The following is a 16,554-nucleotide window of genomic DNA, read 5'->3' on the forward strand; positions in this document are numbered from 1 at the left end:
AGGGGCACGGCTGGCAGGCTACGGCTTGGCGAACCCGGCGGCGGCGAGGATGCCCTGACCCGCCTGGCCCGTGACCGCCTGGACGAAGGCCTGCGCCAGCGAGCCGTTCGTGCTGCGCTTGAGGGCGGCGATCGGGTAGGTGTTGACGGCGGACGAGGACTCGGCGAACTCGATGCCTTTGACCTTGTCGCCTGCTCCCTTGACGTCGGTGACGTAGACCAGGCCGGCGTCAGCCTCGCCCGAGGCGACCTTGCCGAGGACGTCGGTCACCGACTGCTCCTCGCTGACAGGCTTGACGTCGACCTTGGCAGCCCTCTCCACTGTGGCGGCTGCCGAGCCGCAGGGGACGGCCGGAGCGCACACCACGACCTTGATCCCGGGCTTGGCGAGGTCTGCGAGGCTCGTGATCTTCGCCGGGTTGCCCGGGGGGACGGCGATCTCGAGGGTGTTGGACGCGAAGTTCACGGGCTGGCCCGCGGTGAGTGAGGCCGTGGTGGCCTTCGCCATGTTCTTGGCGTCGGCCGAGGCGAACACATCGGCAGGCGCACCCTGCTGGATCTGGGAGACCAGGTCCGAGGACCCGGCGAAGTTGAACGTGACCGTGGTGCCGGGGTGGGCCTTCTCGAACTCGGCTCCGATGGCGGTGAAGGTCTTCTTCAGCGAGGCCGCGGCGAAGACGGTGATCTGACCGGACAGCGCCGCGGACGTTCCCGACGCGGACGTGCCCGACGAGGATGACGTCGAGGAGCCGGAGCTCGTGCCGTCGCCCGCGGTGGACCCGCAGGCCGCGGTCGCGAGGACGAGCGCCCCGGCGGCGAGGGTGGCCAGGGTACCGAAGGGGCGGATCATGATGCTCCTAGGGGAGTTTCGACGATGACGGTCGTGGACTTGACGACGGCGATGGCCACGGATCCGAGCTCCAGCTTGAGGTCGTCCACGGCTTCGGAGCTCATCAGCGACACGACCCGGAACGGCCCGCACTGCATCTCGACCTGAGCCATCACGGTGTCCCGCGTGATGTCGGTGACGAGGCCGACGAACCGGTTGCGGGCCGAGCGACCGACGCCTGAGGGGTCCGCCACCGAGTGGGCCTGGTCGCGCGCCAGGAGCGCGACCTGGTAGCCGTCGACGACCTTGCGGCCTGCCTCGTCCGTGCTCGGCTCGAGGGCGCCACTGTCCACCCAGCGCCGGACCGTGTCGTCGCTGACGCCGAGGAACGACGCCGCATCCTTGATCCTCATGAGCGGCATGAGACCTACTCTATCGCCGCAAGTGCGGATCAGGGAACGGCGTCAGTCCGCTTCTGCCGCGTCGGGCTCGGGTGGCTCGGGGGCACCGTCCCGCTCGTCGCGCTCCGCCCACTCGATGAGCTGGTCGATCTCGAACACCGCGTCGTCGATGCCGGCGTGAAGGTCGCCGAGCTCGGCATACCGGGCTGGCATCGTCGCGATGGTGAAGTCGTCGGGGACGACGTGGTCGACCTCGTCCCACCGGATGGGCGCCGAGACCGTGCCGATCGCGTTGCCCCGCACCGAGTAGGCCGCGGCGATGGTGTGGTCGCGGGCGTTCTGGTTGTAGTCGATGAACAGGTCGGCCGGGTCGCGGTCCTTGCGCCACCACGTGGTGGTGACGTCGTCCGGCATACGTCGCTCGACCTCGCGCGCGAAGGCGAGGGCCCCTCGCCGCACGTCCTTGAACCCCCACTCGGGCGCGATCCGCACGTAGACGTGCAGCCCTGACCCGCCGCTGGTCTTGGGCCAGCCCACCGCCCCGAGCTCGTCGAGCACCTCGTGGGCCACGTGGGCCACTCGCTGCACCCGGTCCCACGGGCAGTCGGGCCCCGGGTCGAGGTCGATCCGCCACTCGTCCGGCTTCTCGACGTCGGCCCGCCGGCTGTTCCACGGGTGGAACTCCACCGTGCTCATCTGCACGGCCCAGATCACCTGGGCCAGCTCGGTGACGCACAGCTCGTCGGCCGTGCGGTTCCACCGCGGGAAGGTGAGTCGCACGGTGTCGACCCACGGCGGCGCGCCCTGCGGGATCCGTTTCTGGTGCACCTTGTCTCCGCCGCCGACGCCCTTGGGGAACCGGTGCAGCATGCACGGCCGCTCGCGCAACGCGTTGACGATCCCGTCGCCCACGGACAGGTAGTAGTTGACGAGGTCGAGCTTGGTCTCGCCGCGCGCCGGGAAGTAGACGCGGTCGGGGTTGGAGATGCGCACGTCGCGCTCGCCGACCTCGACCTCGACCGCGGGCGAGCTCGCCTTGGATGCCATGCCCCCACGCTACGGGCGGGTATGCCGCGCTGCCACGCCCAGCCACACCGTCGCCTGTTCGGCGTGTGGGCGCGGTCGTATGCTCGGCCCATGCTCGAGCAGAAGCGCGTCCTCGCCACCAGCATCCCCGGCCCCAAGAGCCAGGCCCTCCAGCAGCGCAAGCTCGCTGCGGTGTCGGCCGGCGTCGGCACCGGACTCCCGGTCTACATCGAGCAGGCGGCGGGCGGGATCCTGCGCGACGTCGACGGCAACCAGCTGATCGACTTCGGCTCGGGCATCGCTGTGACGACGGTGGGCAACGGCAACCAGCGCGTCATCGACGCGGTCACCGCGCAGATCAACGACTTCACCCACACCTGCTTCATGGTCACGCCCTACGAGGAGTACCTCGAGGTCGCCGAGGCGCTGGCCGAGGTCACCCCCGGGACGCACGAGAAGCGTTCTGCGCTCTTCAACTCCGGCTCCGAGGCCGTGGAGAACGCCGTCAAGGTCGCCCGGCACTTCACCGGTCGCCAGGGGGTCGTCGCGTTCGACCACGCCTACCATGGGCGCACCAACCTGACGATGGGCCTGACCGCCAAGAACATGCCCTACAAGCACCGGTTCGGGCCCTTCGCGAGCGAGATCTACCGCGTGCCGATGGCCTACCCCTACCGCTGGCCGACGGGGCCCGAGGCCTGCGCCGACGAGGCGTTCGCGGAGTTCGTGGACCTCGTCCACGCCCAGGTCGGCGAGGACAACACGGCGGCCGTCATCCTCGAGCCGATCCAGGGCGAGGGCGGGTTCATCGTGCCGGCGCCCGGCTTCATGAAGAAGGTCTCGGACTGGTGCACCGAGCAGGGGATCCTGTTCATCGCCGACGAGGTGCAGACCGGGTTCTGCCGCACCGGTGACTGGTTTGCCTCCGACCACGAGCAGGTCGTCCCCGACCTCATCACCACCGCCAAGGGCATCGCCGGAGGTATGCCGCTGGCCGCCCTCACCGGTCGCGCCGACGTCATGGACGCCATCCACGTCGGGGGCCTCGGCGGCACGTACGGCGGGAACCCGGTCGCCTGCGCCAGCGCCCTCGCCGCGATCGAGACGATGAAGACCGACGACCTGTGCGGTCGGGCCCGCGCCGTCGAGGCCCTGTTCCGCCCGCGGCTCGAGGCGCTGGCCGACAAGTACGACGTGATCGGCGACATCCGTGGCCGCGGGGCGATGCTGGCGGTCGAGCTCGTCAGCGACCTCGAGCACAAGACCCCCGACGCGGACCTCACCGGGCGGATCAACAAGGCCTGCCACGCCGCAGGTCTCGTGACGCTGACCTGCGGCACCTTCGGCAACGTCTTCCGGTTCCTGCCGCCGCTGTCGGCGGGCGACGACCTGCTGTCCGAGGGGCTCGACATCCTCGAGGACGCGTTCGCCCAGTCCGTCTGAGGGCTTTCGTCAGCCAGTGTTTACGCGGTCGTTGCGTGTCGGTCACCGGCCGGGTCTGTTGCCCCTGTTACAAAAGGTGAGACCCGGCCAAGTATGAGTTGGCCGGGTCTCGTGTCTCCCGAGGGAGGCCGGCCTCCCGTCATCTGATCAGAACGGCACGAACGTCGCCATCAGACCCGTGCCGGAGCCACGTCCGGACAGGATGCGACAGAACTCCTGGGCGTCCAGGCTGATCGACTCACCGGCCGCGCCCGACGACCAATGGCCGCCGGCAGGCCCGGTCAGGGTGAGGTCGTAGGGCTGTCCGTGCCGGAGAGCCCACTCCGCCACCACGTCGGCGACGATGACGCCATCGTGTGTCTCGGTCAGCTCCATGGGTCGACCCAGCGCATGCGCGATGTCGCTGCGGTGCATCCACGGGTCGCGGGTCAGGATCGTGTCAGTCAGGAAACCCAGCCTCCAGCGCTCGAGGCTCGCGCCGTCCGGGCCACTGTCGGTGACGGTGAGTGCCCGCATCAACCCTGGTCGTCGCCGGCGCCCGGCCACTGCCTTGGGCCCGATGCGCTGCACCGCCGCAACGAGATCCGCGACGCTCAGGTGCTCGTGCTTGCGCACCTGGTGGGCGGTGAGCTCGTCGATCTGGGGGCGTCCCGACCGCTTGGACGCCCGAGCGGCGCGGGCGAGCTGGCGTGCCATCTCAGGAAGCGACGCACCGAGCTCGGCCATCCCGAGCGTGTGCCCGGCCATGTCGCGAACCGTCCAGCCGGTACAGCTGGTCGGTGCCTGCCAGTCCTGGTTGGTCAGGCCCACGAGCACGCCGGCGAAGCGGGAGTACTCTTCGGCGGCCAGCGCCATGGCGGTCTCGCGGTCGAACCGCGTGTCGTGGATCGTGGTGCGGTCTGCGAGCTGCGTGGGCATGACGGTCTCCTCAAAATCCGAATTGGTCGGCGAGCATGCCGATGGCCCGATCGAGCTGCCGGGCATAACGGTCACCGCCGGGGTCATTGGCCAGCTGGGCATCGACGAGGCCTCCGACGACCGCCGAGTAGAGGTCGAGGTCCGCTTCCGCGGTCACGCCGATGCTGGCGAGCAGGGTGCGGCTCAGCTCCCAGACTGCGAGGGAGGGCGCATACGCCTCCGGACTGGGCTGGAAGTCAGCGCTGATGCGGGCGTTCATCAGCTGGTTGCGGGCTTGGTCGGCGACCGCGTAGTCGAAGTAGGCGCGTCCCATCACGGTCATCGCCACCCGCGGGTCACCAGGAAGACCGGGGCCGGCCGCGGCGTGCAGTGCCTCGAGACAGCCCTGCCACGCCTGGGCGAACATTGCGTCGTAGATGGCGTTCTTCGACGCGAAGTGCGAGTAGAGGGACGGTGGGCGCATGCCAACGCGGTCGGCGACGTCCTTGAGGGTGATGGCAGCGATGCCCTTCTCCTGGGCGACTTCCCAGGCGGAGGTGAGGATCTCCCGCCGGGTTGCCTCACGCCGTTCGGCTACCCTATCGCGCATCGGATCAACTAACATGGTTAGGATGGTGCGCCGGTCGGCGTTCGTTGTCAAGGGCGACCACGGTGGCTCGACAGGCGGGCACTGTCCGTCTCTCCTGGCTCAGAGCAGCTCCGCGAGGAGGTCGCCGGCCCTGGCTGCGCCGTCGTCCTCGACCGGCCGGTAGTCCACCGCCCTGCCGAGGTTCGCGACAATCGCAGCAGCCAGGCCGTCGGGGTCGGCCGCCTCGTCGTAGGGCAGGAGCTGACCCGCGCGGTATCGCTCGAGCCTGTGCCGCACGTGGAAGTTCTGCTCGAAGTGGTGCCGCAGCGGGACGTAGAGGAACGGGGTGCGGCTCGCGGTCAGCTCCATGCAGGTGGTGAGGCCGCCCTGGACGACCGCCAGGTCCGCGGCTGCGAGGTGCTTGTAGAGCTCGGGCACCATTCCTCGGACGGTCACGCCGCGTCGCCGGGGCACGCTCGCCGGGCTGATGCGCGGCCCGGTCACGACGAGGAAGCGGAGCTCCGCGACCTGCCGCCGAGCCAGTGGCACGGCGTCGAGCACCCGCTTCAGCAGGGGCGTCCCCACCCCGGAACCACCGACGGTGACCACGCAGAGGGGCCTCTCCGCGGCATACCCGAGGTCGGCGCGCAGCCGGTCACGGTCGGCGACCTCGGGCTGGCTGAACCCGGTGACGTAGCCGGCGAAGTCGAAGTTCGCCTCGGTCCACTCACGGATCCCCGGCAGCCCCGGACCGAACGTGTCGGGGACGAGATCGTCGGGAGACCCGACGAAGATCGACCGGTCACGCACCCAGCGGTGCCGCGCCCGGTGCTCGAGCATCTGCGCGTTGTAGTCGGCGGTCAGCGCGGCCTCGGCCGCTCCGCCGTCGGGCATCGGCAGCCACCCCACGAAGTCGGTCATCCACGCGAAGGGGAACCTCTTGAGCTCCGGGTTCTCGTGCAGGAAGTAGTCCAGGTCCCAGGCCTCGTCCCCGACGACGAGGTCGTAGGGCTCGTCGCGGACGACGTCGTCGAAGACCATGAAGTTGTTCACCAGGATCTCGTCCATCCGGCGCAGCGTCTGGAAGGCGTGCAGGTCGTGCTCGCCCGCCTCGTGCTCGATGTGGGCCGACTCGTTGGCCAGCCAGGCCGAGGCGGGATGGACGCGCTCACCTGCCCTCTCCAGCACGGTGGTCACGGGGTGCTGCGCGAGCCAGTCGATCTCGAGGTCCGGGTGACGCTTGCGCAGCTCGTCGGCGATGGCGAGGTCACGACGGGCATGCCCCAGCCCAATGGGGGAGGACAGGAAGAGCGCGCGCCGCCGACGCCGGGCGGCGCGAGTCCAGCTCGGGCGAAGCGCGGCCGCCTGGGCCGCGGGGGCACCAGCGCAGCGCTCGGTGAAGTCGCGGATCAGGTGGTTGACGACGACCGGGTGGCGAGCGGAGGGCCCGTGTCCGGACCCTTCCAACAGCACGACCGACGCACCTGTCAGCTCCGCGATCCGGTGGCTGACGGAGACGGGCGAGATCGCGTCGTGCGTCCCGTGGACGAGCAGGACCGGGCAGCTGACGCGTGCACAGACCTCCTCGATGGGCGTCACCGGGATGCCGTCGAAACCGTGCATCCCCGCGCTGGCATCGGCGACGGTCTGCGGGGTGGTCTCCAGCGACCAGTCGACTGCATCCTCGACCTGCTTGGTGGAGTGTGGCTCGACGAACATCTGGCCGAAGAAGAACTCCACGAAGTCCCTGTAGCCGTCCTCGAGCCAGTACTGCCGGTTGTACTTGGCCCACCCTTCGGTGCCCCTCACCGGGCCCTCCCAGTCGACGACGTCCCGACCCGCCCTGGGGACCTGGACGTTGCTGGAGCCGCCGATGCCGAGCAGGCCCGCCATCCGGTCGGGGTGCGCGGCGGCCAGGTGGAGCCCCCACGTCAGCCCCCAGGACAGGCCGACCACCACGGCCCGCGCGGTCTCAGTGGCGTCAAGCACGGCGAGGGCGTCGGCGGCGTACTCCCCGTCGGTGTATGCCGCCGCGCCCACCGGCCGGTCGGACCGGCCGTTCCCCCGCCCGTCGAAGGTGACCACGCGGAAATGCCTTGCCAGGTAACCGATCTGGCCCTTCCACACGCGGGAGTGGACCACCGTCCAGGTCGGCAGGAGCAGGACGGTGGTGCCCCCCTGGCCATAGACCGCATAGCTCACCGTGACGCCGTCGCGGGTGACGGTGCCCGTGCTGCCCGGCTCCACTGCCGGTGCCTGCGGCCGTGTTGTCATCAGCTCAGTGTGCGCCGCGTCGCGCCGGTCAGGGCCGGACTTCGAGGACCCTGTTGAACGGCGTCTGCGCCACCGAGGCAAACCTCGAGAACCCGCTCGTCGTCACGACGTCGCGAATCCGGGCCGGCCCGGCCTGGGTGCCGAGTGCGAGGCCCACGTCCTGGGCCAGTGACGACGGCGTGCAGAGCAGCGTGGAGAAGCCGTAGTAGGCACGACCCACCGGGTTGAGGTTGTCGCTGACCGTGTCGCCGGCCATCGGCTCGACCACCATCCAGGTGCCGTCGGGCGCGATCGCCTGACGGACGTGCCTTGCGGCGCCGACCGGGTCGCCCATGTCGTGCAGCGCGTCGAAGGTGGTGACGAGGTCGAAGCCGGATCCGGTGAACGCGGTCGCCTCTGCCACCTCGAACGTCACCCGGTCGGCCACCCCAGCGTCCTGTGCGCGCTGCCGGGCCGCCTCGATCGAGGCCCCGTGGTAGTCGGAACCCACGAACGTCGAGTTCGGGTAGGCCTGAGCCATGATGATCGTCGAGGCGCCGTAGCCACAGCCGATGTCGGCGACCCTGGCGCCACGGTCGAGCTTGTCGACCACGCCGTCGAGGGCGGGCAGCCACTCGCCCACCAGGTGCGCGTTGTACATCGTGCGGAAGAACCTCTCGCAGCCGTCGTGCACGTCACCGTGGTGCTCGTGCCAGCCGACCCCGGACTGGTTGCGTGCCGCCTGCAGGATGCTGTCGGTGTCGTGCGTGGTCCCCAGGGCGATCTGGAAGAACCCCGGCAGGTATGCCGGGCTGCTGGGGTCGGTGAGCGCGGCCGCCTGCTCCGGGGGGAGCGTGTAGCGACCCGTGGAGGCGTCGTACTCGACGTAGCCGCCGGCCGCCTGGGCGTTGAGCCACTCCCGGGCGTAGTGCTCGTCGGTGCTGGTGTCCTGGGCCAGTCGGGAGGGGGTCGTCGGCCCCGAGGCGGCCATCGCCTGGTAGTACCCGAGCTTGTCGCCCATCACGACCAGAGCCGTGTTGAGGGTGGCGCCGACCTCGTCGACGGCCTTGAAGACGAAGGCCATCAGCTTCTCGACATCGATCGCGGGAGCATCGTGCAGTGCAGTCATGGTGTGTCCTTTCAGTGGTGCGGGCCGCAGTGGCGGGCCGCAGTGGTGGTGTCCTTCGCGACGCTAGGGCGGCCGCCGAGGTCGGCGAATCCGGTGACCCCCCTAGTGAAATCCGAGGGTCCCCTAGTCATCGGTCGCTGATCTGGTCAGACTGACGGGGTGCTCGTGGGGCGCGAGGTGGAGCAGCGGGTCATCGATCAGCTGCTTGCCGGTGCGCGGGTCGGGGACAGCGGGGTGCTCGTCATCTCCGGTGATCCCGGGATCGGCAAGACGGGGCTGCTCGCCCACACCCGGGCCCGAGCCACGGGGATGCGCATCCTCTCGGCCCGGGGAGTCGAGGCCGAGCGTGAGGTCGCCTTCGGCGGTCTTCACCAGCTCTGCGCTCCCCTGCTACCACTGCTCGACGAGCTCCCGGGGCCGCAGTCGGAGGCCCTCGCAGTCGCGCTCGCGGTGCACTCCGGGCCCACTCCGGAGCGCTTCGCCGTCGGCGCTGCCGTGCTCGGCCTGCTGACCCGGGCCGCCGACGAGGAGCCGCTGGCGCTGGTCGTCGACGACGCGCACCTGTTCGACGACTCGTCGGCCCAAGCGCTCGCCTTCGCCGCCCGACGGCTGGTCAGCGACCGGGTCGCGGTCGTCGTGGCGCTTCGTCCCGTCGGCGACTCGCCCCTGGCCAGCCTGCCCACCCTCCACCTCGGGCCGCTGACCATGGAGAGCACCCGCACGCTCCTGGAGGGCGCTGGCGCAGTGCGGTGGACGTCAGAGCGGATCGCCCGGTTCCACGAGGCCACCGGCGGCAACCCGCTGGCGATCCTCGACCTGGCCGGTGAAGCGGAGCGGCTCGCAGCCGCCCCGGCCCACACGCCCGTCGCCCTCACCGGCGCCCTGCTCGCGGCATACTCGCGCAAGGCGCTGGCGCTGTCGGCAGAGGCGGGCACCGCCCTGCTCCTGGCGGCCACGGACAACCACGACCTGGCGGCGCTGGACCGTGCCTGCCGGGCAGCCGGTGTGGGCCTGGCTTCGCTCGAGGAGGCAGAGCGGGCCGGCCTTGTGCGACTGACCGGGGGCTCGGTGGAGTTCCGCCACCCGTTGGTGCGTGCCGCGGTCTACGGCGAAGCCGACCCGACCGCGCGCAGGCGGGCGCACCGGCTGCTGGCGGCCGCGGTCGCACCTGACGAGCTGGACCGGCGGGCCTGGCACCGTGCCGAGGCGGCCGTCGGGCCGGACTCCGAGGCCGCCGAGCTGCTCGAGGCGGCCGCCGAGGCGGCCGGTCGGAGAGGGGCCAACGCCGTGGCCGCGGCCCAGCTGGTCCGGTCGGCGGCCCACACGGCCGACGCCGGTCTGCGCGGGGCTCGGCTGCTGCGGGCCGGGGACCAGGCCTGGTTGGCCGGCGCCACCGACGACGCCACCCGGCTGCTGCGGCAGTCCCTGGGTCTGGCCGCGACCCCATTGGAGCGCGCGCGCGTGCTGGGCAGGTTGGGCACCATCGAGGCGCGCTGCGGCTCACTCGAACAAGCCAAGGACCTGCTGTTCGCCGCGGCTGCGGAGGCGACTCCACTCGACCCGGACGCGGCAGCGGTGCTGCTCGCCGATGCCATCGAGGCCTGCTTCTACCTGTGCGACTCAGCCTCGGCCCTGCGCGCCGTCGACCAGCTGGCTGACCTGACCGGACCACGGGCGTCGCCGTCCGCACGCCGCATCGGGTGGATGGCCTCGGGTTTCGCCCTCGTCCTGGCTGGACGCGCGGACCGTGGTGCCGACCTCGTCAGGGCGGCGATGGCCCAACCCGCCGAGCCTGGTGCCGGCGGCGACCAGTGGCGGTTCCGGTGGGCGTTGATGGGGCCGATGTTCCTCCGCGAGGCCGGGGAGGGCCGCGCAGCCATGGCTGAGGCGATTCGGACGGTGCGCACCGTGGTTGCAGTGGGGATCCTGCCGTTCCTACTCACCCTGATCGCTCGGGACCACGCGGCCTCGGACGGATGGGCTGACGCCGAAGCGGGCTACGCCGAGGCGATCCGGCTCGCGCACGAGACCGGGCACGACAACGACCGGGCCCTGGCCCACGCCGGGTTTGCCTGGCTGCTGGCCCGCGAGGGGCGCGCGCAGGAGTCACGGCACCAGTCGCGAGGCGGCGGTGGCGTTGTTCCTCAGCCCCAAGACCGTCGAGTACCACTTGCGGCACGTCTACATCAAGCTCGGGATCCACTCGCGGGAGGACCTGGCCAGGGCGATGGCCGAGGGCTGACCGTGACCCTGGGTCGGGTCAGCGCGGGGGCATCCGCAGGGCGCCGTCGAGTCGGATGACCTCGCCGTTGAGCATGCCGTTGTCGACGATGTGCGCGACGAGGCTGGCGTACTCGTCGGGGTTGCCCAGCCGCGAGGGGTGCGGCACCTGGGCCTCGAGGACCGCCGTGGCCTCGGGCGGAAGACCGGCGAGCATCGGGGTCATGAACGTCCCGGGAGCCACCGTCATGACCCGGATCGCCTTGTCCGCGAGGTCGCGGGCGGCGCTCAGGGTGAGGCCGACGACGCCCCCCTTGCTCGCGGCATACGCGGCCTGGCCGATCTGCCCGTCGTAGGCGGCGATCGACGCGGTCATGACGATCACGCCGCGGTCGGCATCGACCGGCTCGTTCTCGAGCATGGCCGCGGCTGCGAGGCGCAGCACGTTGAAGGTGCCGATGAGGTTGATGTTGATGACGTTCGCGAACTGCTCGAGGGGCAGCGGCCCGCGCTTGCCGACGACCCGACCCGGCGTGCCGACGCCCGCACAGTTGACCACGATGCGCAGCGTGCCGAGCTCGCGCGCGACGTCGATCGCGGCCTGGACCTGAGCCTCGTCGCGCACGTCGGTCGCGACGAACTTCGCCCGGTCGCCGAGCTCCTGCGCCAGGGCCTCGCCGGGCGAGGACGGCAGGTCGAGGATGACCACGGCGGCACCGTCGGCGTGCAGTCGGCGGACCGTGGCACCGCCGAGACCGCTGGCCCCGCCGGTGACGAGGGCGACGGTGGAATCGTTGATCTGCAAGGGTTCTCAGCCTCTCTTGGACGAGCTCTTCAGGAGCTGGCGGCTGATGACGAGCCGCTGGATCTGGTTGGTGCCCTCGAAGATCTGGGTCACCTTGGCCTCACGCATGTAGCGCTCGAGCGGGAAGTCCTGCGTGTAGCCGGCGCCCCCGAGCACCTGGACGGCATCCGTGGTGACCCGCATGGCGTTGTCGGTCGCGACCAGCTTGGCCACCGCGGCCTCCTTGGTGAAGGGGCGGCCGGCGTCGTGCAGACGAGCGGCGTGCAGGTAGGCCGCCCGGGCCGACGTCACGCCCGCCTCCATGTCGGCCAACAGGAACGCCAGTCCCTGGTTGTCGCCGATCGGACGCCCGAACTGCTCGCGCTCCTTGGCGTAGGCGACAGCCTGGTCGAGGGCCGACTGTGCCAGACCCGTTGCCGCAGCGGCGATCCCGAGCCGACCCGAGTCGAGAGCGGACAGCGCGATGGCCATGCCTTGGCCGCGCTCGCCGACGAGCCGATCGGCGGACACCTCGACCCCCTCGAAGTGGACCTCGCTGACGGTGTCGCAGTGCAGCCCCATCTTCTTCTCCGGCGCGCCGAACGCGATGCCCTCAGCGTCCCCGGGCACGACGAAGCAGGACAGGCCACGCGCACCGTCGTCGGAGGTGCGCACGAAGCTCGTGTAGAAGTCCGCGTGCCCGGCGTGCGAGATCCAGGCCTTCGTCCCCTTGAGCTGGTATGCCGTGGGCTCGGTCTCGTCGTCGGGGGTCGCCCGGGCGGTCATCGACGCGACGTCGGAGCCGGCGCCGCGCTCGGACAGGCAGTAGGCGCCGAGCTGGTCTCCCGAGAGCATGGCGGGAAGCAGGGCCTCCTGCTGGGCCATCGTGCCGAACTGCGCCACGGGGTAGCAGGTGAGCGAGTGCACCGAGACGCCGACGGCGACGCTCATCCAGGCGGAGGCGATCTCTTCGACGACCTGCAGGTACACCTCGTAGGGCTGGCCACCGCCGCCGAGGTCCTCGGGGTAGGGCAGCGAAAGCAGACCAGCGCGACCGAGCGTGCGGAACGCGTCGCGGGGCAGGGCCGGGGTGGTCGCGGCGGCGCGCTCCGCCTCGTCGACCCGGGGGCGGAGCTCCTTGTCGCAGATCTCGCGCGTCAGCTCGATGAGGTCGTAGCCCTCCTCGGAGGGCATGAGGCGGGTCGCAGGCATGCGCCCAGAGTAGTTGTAGGACGTCCTAGTACTTGAATCGCGCAGGTCAGCGCCGACCCGCCACGGTCCCGCCAACCGCCGCGCCACCGTCCCACCAACCTCTGCTAGCAGAGGTTCGCTGGCTCAGCGCAGGCTGCAACGTCTGCTGAGTGAGCCGCGGTCTGCTAGCAGAGGTGAGGGGCCTGGGGCAGGTCAGGGGCGCGGGTCGACGGGGGTGAGCTCGGGACGCTTGGCGCGGACGGTGTCGCCGCTGGACTCGCCCCTGAGGCGACGCTGCACCCAGGGTGCGAGGTGGGTGCGGGCCCACTCGGCGTTGGCGGCCGCGGCCTCGCGTCGGGGCAGCGGCGGCGCCGGCGGCAGGGGGGTTGACCAGTCCGCCCGGTCGGTCTCGTGCCCGAGCGCCGACAGGGCGTTGAGCGCCACCCGCCGATGTCCTTCGGTCGTCATGTGGATCCGGTCCTCGGACCACAGCCGGAAGTCCTGGAGCGCCTTCATCCCCCACTGGTTGATGACGTAGGCCCCGTGCTGCTGGGCGATGCTGAACAGGTTGGCCGAGTGGATGGCATGGCGTCCGCGCAGGTGCCGCAGCAGGGGCGCCCCCACCGGGTCGGTCGGGGTCGCCAGCAGGACGTCGGCACCGGCCTCGCGCAGCCGCAGGACCGCCGCCTCGAGCTTGGCGGCGATCGCGTCGAGGTCGGCCTTGGGCCGCAGGATGTCGTTGCCGCCGCCGACCATCGAGACGAGGTCCGGGCGCAGGGCGATCGCGGCGTCCAGCTGTGGTCCGATGACGTCGGCCAGCAGCCGCCCGCGGACCGCGAGGTTGGCGTAGGCGAAGTCGCCCCCTGCTCGGTGCGCGATGTCGGCGAGGTGGTGGGCCAGGCGGTCGGCCCAGCCCACGAACGCGTTGTCGCGGTCCGGGTCGGGGTCCGACATGCCCTCGGTGAACGAGTCGCCGATCGCGACGTAGCGGTGCCAGACCTTGCCGCCCTCGGGCAGGTGGGTCAGGTTCTCCGTCTGGGTCGGGGTGTACAAGGTGTCCGTCGTCGGGTCGGCGGTGCCCGGGTCCGGGGTGTCGGCGTCGCTCACGTGAGCCTCCAGTCGATGGGTGCGGCGCCCTGTTGGGCGAGGAGTTCGTTGGCGCGGCTGAAGGGTCGGCTGCCGAAGAAGCCGGAGTGTGCCGACAGCGGCGACGGGTGCGCGCTCTCGATCGCTGGCGTGCCGCCGAGGTGCGGCACGAGGTTCCTCGCGTCCCGGCCCCACAGGATCGCGACCAGCGGGCCGCCGCGGCTCACCAGCGCCGAGATCGCTTGTGCCGTCACGGTTTCCCAGCCCCGGCCGCGGTGGCTGGCGGGGGCGCCGGGTCGCACGGTCAGCACCCTGTTGAGCAGCAGGACCCCCTGGTCGGACCACGGCGACAGGTCGCCGGTCGAGGGCCGGGGCAGGCCGAGATCGGTCTGCAGCTCCTGGAAGATGTTCACCAGGCTGCGCGGGACGGGCTGCACGTCGGGGGCCACCGAGAACGACAGGCCCACCGCGTGTCCCGGTGTGGGGTACGGGTCCTGTCCGACGATGAGCACGCGGACCTCGTCGAGCGGCCGCTCGAACGCCCGCAGCACCTGGACGCCGGGCGGCAGGTAGCCCCGTCCCGCCGCGACCTCCTCCCGCAGGAACTCACCGAGCGCAGCGACCACCCCCGCCACGGGTTCCAGCGCGGCCGCCCACGAGGGGTGGACGAGCTCGGTGAGGGTGGCCGGCGGCATACCCAGAAACTAAACCCCCGTCAGCGGAAGATCGCGGCCAGGTCGTCCAGTCGCGACGGCACCAGCCGGAACCAGGCCCAGGTGCCCCGCCGCTCGCGGGTGAGCAGACCGGCTTCGGTGAGCACCTTGAGGTGGTGGCTGACGGTCGGCTGTGACAGCCCGACGGCCGGAGTGAGGTCGCAGACGCACGCCTCGTGGTCCTTGGCGGCGCGGATCAGCGAGAGGAGCTGGAGCCGGACGGGGTCGGCGACAGCCTTGAGCAGGTATGCCGTGGCCTCGGCCTGCGCGCGACCCATGGCGGAGTCGGTGGTGAGCGTGCCGCAGCAGGCAGCGTCGCCCGATGCGGCGGGTCCGGTGGTCGTCGCCAGCAGCTGCGTCTGCCCCATCGCGGCCTCCTTCTTCGATCTTCTGTTGATCTCGCCATATTGACAAAGGTCGATATGGCCGGTTGACTTCCTGTATAGACAATAGTCGATGAAGGAAGAGTGGTCGCATGTCTCGCATCCAGCTCGCCCTCAACGTGGCCGACCTCGAGCAGTCGGTCGAGTTCTACTCCACGCTGTTCGGGACGCAGCCGCACAAGCGGCGCCCGGGCTATGCCAACTTCGCGATCGCCGAGCCCCCGCTCAAGCTCGTCCTCATCGAGGTGCCCGCCGAGTCGCGGGGGGAGGGGACCGCCCAGGCCCTCAACCACCTCGGCATCGAGGTCGACAGCACCGCGGACGTCGAGGCAGGCGCCGCGCGACTGCGGCAGGCAGGCCTGGCGGCCTTCGACGAACGCGACACCACCTGCTGCTACGCGCTGCAGGACAAGGTGTGGGTGCACGACCCGGCCGGCGCGCCGTGGGAGGTCTACACCGTCAAGGACGACAACCCCGTCCTTGAGCGCGAGGCAGCTGCGTGCTGCTGACCTCTCCCCGCCGGGCCCGGCTCGCCGCCGAGCTACTCGGCACTGCCCTGCTCCTCGCTGCCGTCGTCGGTTCGGGGGTCATGGCCCAGCGGCTGACCCACGACGTCGCCCTGCAGCTCCTGGTCAACGCGGTGGCCACCGTGGCGGTCCTCGGTGTGCTGATCTCCTCGCTCGGCCCGATCAGTGGGGCGCACTTCAACCCAGCCGTGACGCTGGCCCAGGCGGTCCGGGGTGCGCACCGCTGGTCGGACGTCGGGCCCTACGTGCTCGTGCAGCTCGTGGGAGGGGTCGGCGGCACGGTGCTGGCCAACCTCATGTTCGGGCTGCCTGCCGTCACCTGGTCCCACCACGAACGCACCGGACCGGCCCTGTGGCTCGGCGAGGTCGTCGCGACCGGCGGGCTGGTCCTGGCCATCGCGCTGGTGCGCGAGGGAGGGGACCGCGCGTCCGTCGTGGTGCCCGCCTGGATCCTGGGCGCCTACTTCTTCACCTCGTCCACCTCGTTCGCCAACCCTGCGGTCACCGTGGCGCGGGCGTTCTCCGACACCTTCGCGGGCATCTCCCCGCGCTGCGTGCCAGCCTTCATCGTGGCGCAAGGGGTCGGGGCGGCCGTCGCCGTGCTGGTCCTGCGGCTCTTCGCTGCCGCGCCCACTCACGAGAAGGAACGCCCATGAGCACCACCAGCCGACCCTCGGTCCTGTTCGTCTGCGTCCACAACGCCGGCCGCTCGCAGATGGCCGCGGCATACCTTGCCCACCTCGGGGGCGGCGCCGTCGAGGTGCGCTCGGCGGGGAGCGCGCCCGCCGACCAGGTCAACCCGGCCGCGGTGGCCGCCATGGCCGAGGAGGGCATCGATCTCTCCGCCGAAGTGCCGAAGGTCCTGACGACGCAGGCGGTGCAGGACTCGGATGTCGTCGTCACGATGGGCTGCGGGGATGCCTGCCCGTACTTCCCGGGCAAGCGCTACGAGGACTGGGTGCTCGACGACCCGGCGGGCCAGGGCATCGACGCGGTACGCCCGATCCGCGACGAGATCCGCGGCCGGGTGGAGACGTTGCTGCGTGAGCTGGGCGTCCGCCCCGTCACCCAGGGGCCGTAGCCT

General features: G+C 71.1%; 17 protein-coding genes. 5 read left to right on the plus strand and 12 right to left on the minus strand.

The genetic code is table 11. The features are described 5' to 3' along the window. Positions 1-18: 18 nt before the first annotated feature. From modA to ligD, 3 genes are read right to left on the minus strand one after another with little or no spacing between them, the layout of a single operon-like run. On the minus strand, positions 19-849 hold the full coding sequence (gene modA / locus BJ986_RS08395; RefSeq protein WP_179421566.1) for a molybdate ABC transporter substrate-binding protein: 831 nt from the start codon (positions 847-849) through the stop codon (positions 19-21). Further along, positions 846-1,250, minus strand: a complete 405-nt coding sequence (locus BJ986_RS08400; protein ID WP_179421567.1) for a TOBE domain-containing protein — start codon at positions 1,248-1,250, stop codon at positions 846-848. The genes modA and BJ986_RS08400 overlap by 4 nt, the downstream gene beginning before the upstream one ends. Positions 1,251-1,292: 42 nt before the next feature. After that, positions 1,293-2,276, minus strand: a complete 984-nt coding sequence (gene ligD / locus BJ986_RS08405; RefSeq protein ID WP_179421568.1) for a non-homologous end-joining DNA ligase — start codon at positions 2,274-2,276, stop codon at positions 1,293-1,295. A gap of 90 nt (positions 2,277-2,366) precedes the next feature. Here ligD and gabT point away from each other — a divergent pair, with 90 nt between their 5' ends. Continuing rightward, positions 2,367-3,698 carry a 4-aminobutyrate--2-oxoglutarate transaminase gene (gene gabT / locus BJ986_RS08410; RefSeq protein WP_179421569.1) on the plus strand — a complete coding sequence of 444 codons (1,332 nt, stop codon included), beginning with the start codon at positions 2,367-2,369 and terminating at the stop codon, positions 3,696-3,698. Positions 3,699-3,845: 147 nt separating this feature from the next. Here the strand turns inward: gabT and BJ986_RS08415 are convergent, their stop codons facing one another. From BJ986_RS08415 to BJ986_RS08430, 4 genes are all read right to left on the minus strand, one after another. Beyond that, positions 3,846-4,616 carry a maleylpyruvate isomerase family mycothiol-dependent enzyme gene (locus BJ986_RS08415; protein WP_179421570.1) on the minus strand — a complete coding sequence of 257 codons (771 nt, stop codon included), beginning with the start codon at positions 4,614-4,616 and terminating at the stop codon, positions 3,846-3,848. Between the two features lie 10 nt (positions 4,617-4,626). Then, positions 4,627-5,220, minus strand: a complete 594-nt coding sequence (locus BJ986_RS08420; RefSeq protein WP_179421571.1) for a TetR/AcrR family transcriptional regulator — start codon at positions 5,218-5,220, stop codon at positions 4,627-4,629. Between the two features lie 84 nt (positions 5,221-5,304). Continuing rightward, positions 5,305-7,458 (minus strand): alpha/beta hydrolase, encoded by a 2,154-nt coding sequence (locus BJ986_RS08425; protein ID WP_179421572.1) that lies wholly within the window; start codon positions 7,456-7,458, stop codon positions 5,305-5,307. A gap of 28 nt (positions 7,459-7,486) precedes the next feature. Further along, on the minus strand, positions 7,487-8,566 hold the full coding sequence (locus BJ986_RS08430) for a methyltransferase domain-containing protein (protein ID WP_179421573.1): 1,080 nt from the start codon (positions 8,564-8,566) through the stop codon (positions 7,487-7,489). A 159-nt stretch (positions 8,567-8,725) separates the two neighbouring features. On the opposite strand from BJ986_RS08430, the gene BJ986_RS16910 reads away from it, so the two are divergent. After that, positions 8,726-10,867 carry an AAA family ATPase gene (locus tag BJ986_RS16910; protein WP_475439525.1) on the plus strand — a complete coding sequence of 714 codons (2,142 nt, stop codon included), beginning with the start codon at positions 8,726-8,728 and terminating at the stop codon, positions 10,865-10,867. On the opposite strand, the gene BJ986_RS08440 is transcribed toward BJ986_RS16910, so the two are convergent. The 5 genes from BJ986_RS08440 to BJ986_RS08460 form a co-directional block, all read right to left on the minus strand. Next, positions 10,827-11,591 carry an SDR family NAD(P)-dependent oxidoreductase gene (locus BJ986_RS08440; protein ID WP_179421574.1) on the minus strand — a complete coding sequence of 255 codons (765 nt, stop codon included), beginning with the start codon at positions 11,589-11,591 and terminating at the stop codon, positions 10,827-10,829. The genes BJ986_RS16910 and BJ986_RS08440 overlap by 41 nt on opposite strands. Before the next feature lie 6 nt (positions 11,592-11,597). Next, the gene (locus tag BJ986_RS08445; RefSeq protein WP_179421575.1) at positions 11,598-12,782 is read right to left on the minus strand and encodes an acyl-CoA dehydrogenase family protein; all 1,185 of its coding nucleotides are present in this window, start codon (positions 12,780-12,782) and stop codon (positions 11,598-11,600) included. A 192-nt stretch (positions 12,783-12,974) separates the two neighbouring features. Then, positions 12,975-13,814 (minus strand): SGNH/GDSL hydrolase family protein, encoded by an 840-nt coding sequence (locus BJ986_RS08450; protein WP_420372056.1) that lies wholly within the window; start codon positions 13,812-13,814, stop codon positions 12,975-12,977. A gap of 50 nt (positions 13,815-13,864) precedes the next feature. Next, the gene (locus BJ986_RS08455) at positions 13,865-14,542 is read right to left on the minus strand and encodes a uracil-DNA glycosylase (RefSeq protein WP_179421577.1); all 678 of its coding nucleotides are present in this window, start codon (positions 14,540-14,542) and stop codon (positions 13,865-13,867) included. A 20-nt stretch (positions 14,543-14,562) separates the two neighbouring features. Further along, a complete protein-coding gene (locus tag BJ986_RS08460; protein ID WP_179421578.1) occupies positions 14,563-14,928 on the minus strand; it encodes an ArsR/SmtB family transcription factor in 366 nt (121 codons plus the stop codon). A gap of 107 nt (positions 14,929-15,035) precedes the next feature. Here BJ986_RS08460 and BJ986_RS08465 point away from each other — a divergent pair, with 107 nt between their 5' ends. Genes BJ986_RS08465 through BJ986_RS08475 form a run of 3 tightly spaced genes read left to right on the plus strand, consistent with a single transcriptional unit; the run spans position 15,036 to position 16,551 of the window. Continuing rightward, positions 15,036-15,452: an ArsI/CadI family heavy metal resistance metalloenzyme gene (locus BJ986_RS08465; protein ID WP_179421579.1), complete on the plus strand. Its 417-nt coding sequence runs from the start codon at positions 15,036-15,038 to the stop codon at positions 15,450-15,452. Next, a complete protein-coding gene (locus BJ986_RS08470) occupies positions 15,443-16,126 on the plus strand; it encodes an aquaporin (protein WP_337795028.1) in 684 nt (227 codons plus the stop codon). The genes BJ986_RS08465 and BJ986_RS08470 overlap by 10 nt, the downstream gene beginning before the upstream one ends. Beyond that, the gene (locus BJ986_RS08475) at positions 16,123-16,551 is read left to right on the plus strand and encodes an arsenate reductase ArsC (protein WP_179421580.1); all 429 of its coding nucleotides are present in this window, start codon (positions 16,123-16,125) and stop codon (positions 16,549-16,551) included. The genes BJ986_RS08470 and BJ986_RS08475 overlap by 4 nt, the downstream gene beginning before the upstream one ends. Positions 16,552-16,554 lie beyond the last annotated feature (3 nt).

Origin of the sequence: Pedococcus badiiscoriae (assembly GCF_013408925.1) — a bacterium.
In the GTDB taxonomy this organism is placed as follows: domain Bacteria; phylum Actinomycetota; class Actinomycetes; order Actinomycetales; family Dermatophilaceae; genus Pedococcus; species Pedococcus badiiscoriae.

Coding starts and splice junctions, on each gene's coding strand:
- modA (WP_179421566.1), bottom strand. CDS start 849: ATGATCCGCCCCTTCGGTACCCTGGCCACCCTCGCCGCCGGGGCGCTC.
- BJ986_RS08400 (WP_179421567.1), bottom strand. CDS start 1,250: ATGCCGCTCATGAGGATCAAGGATGCGGCGTCGTTCCTCGGCGTCAGC.
- ligD (WP_179421568.1), bottom strand. CDS start 2,276: ATGGCATCCAAGGCGAGCTCGCCCGCGGTCGAGGTCGAGGTCGGCGAG.
- gabT (WP_179421569.1), top strand. CDS start 2,367: ATGCTCGAGCAGAAGCGCGTCCTCGCCACCAGCATCCCCGGCCCCAAG.
- BJ986_RS08415 (WP_179421570.1), bottom strand. CDS start 4,616: ATGCCCACGCAGCTCGCAGACCGCACCACGATCCACGACACGCGGTTC.
- BJ986_RS08420 (WP_179421571.1), bottom strand. CDS start 5,220: ATGTTAGTTGATCCGATGCGCGATAGGGTAGCCGAACGGCGTGAGGCA.
- BJ986_RS08425 (WP_179421572.1), bottom strand. CDS start 7,458: ATGACAACACGGCCGCAGGCACCGGCAGTGGAGCCGGGCAGCACGGGC.
- BJ986_RS08430 (WP_179421573.1), bottom strand. CDS start 8,566: ATGACTGCACTGCACGATGCTCCCGCGATCGATGTCGAGAAGCTGATG.
- BJ986_RS08445 (WP_179421575.1), bottom strand. CDS start 12,782: ATGCCTGCGACCCGCCTCATGCCCTCCGAGGAGGGCTACGACCTCATC.
- BJ986_RS08455 (WP_179421577.1), bottom strand. CDS start 14,542: ATGCCGCCGGCCACCCTCACCGAGCTCGTCCACCCCTCGTGGGCGGCC.
- BJ986_RS08460 (WP_179421578.1), bottom strand. CDS start 14,928: ATGGGGCAGACGCAGCTGCTGGCGACGACCACCGGACCCGCCGCATCG.
- BJ986_RS08465 (WP_179421579.1), top strand. CDS start 15,036: ATGTCTCGCATCCAGCTCGCCCTCAACGTGGCCGACCTCGAGCAGTCG.
- BJ986_RS08475 (WP_179421580.1), top strand. CDS start 16,123: ATGAGCACCACCAGCCGACCCTCGGTCCTGTTCGTCTGCGTCCACAAC.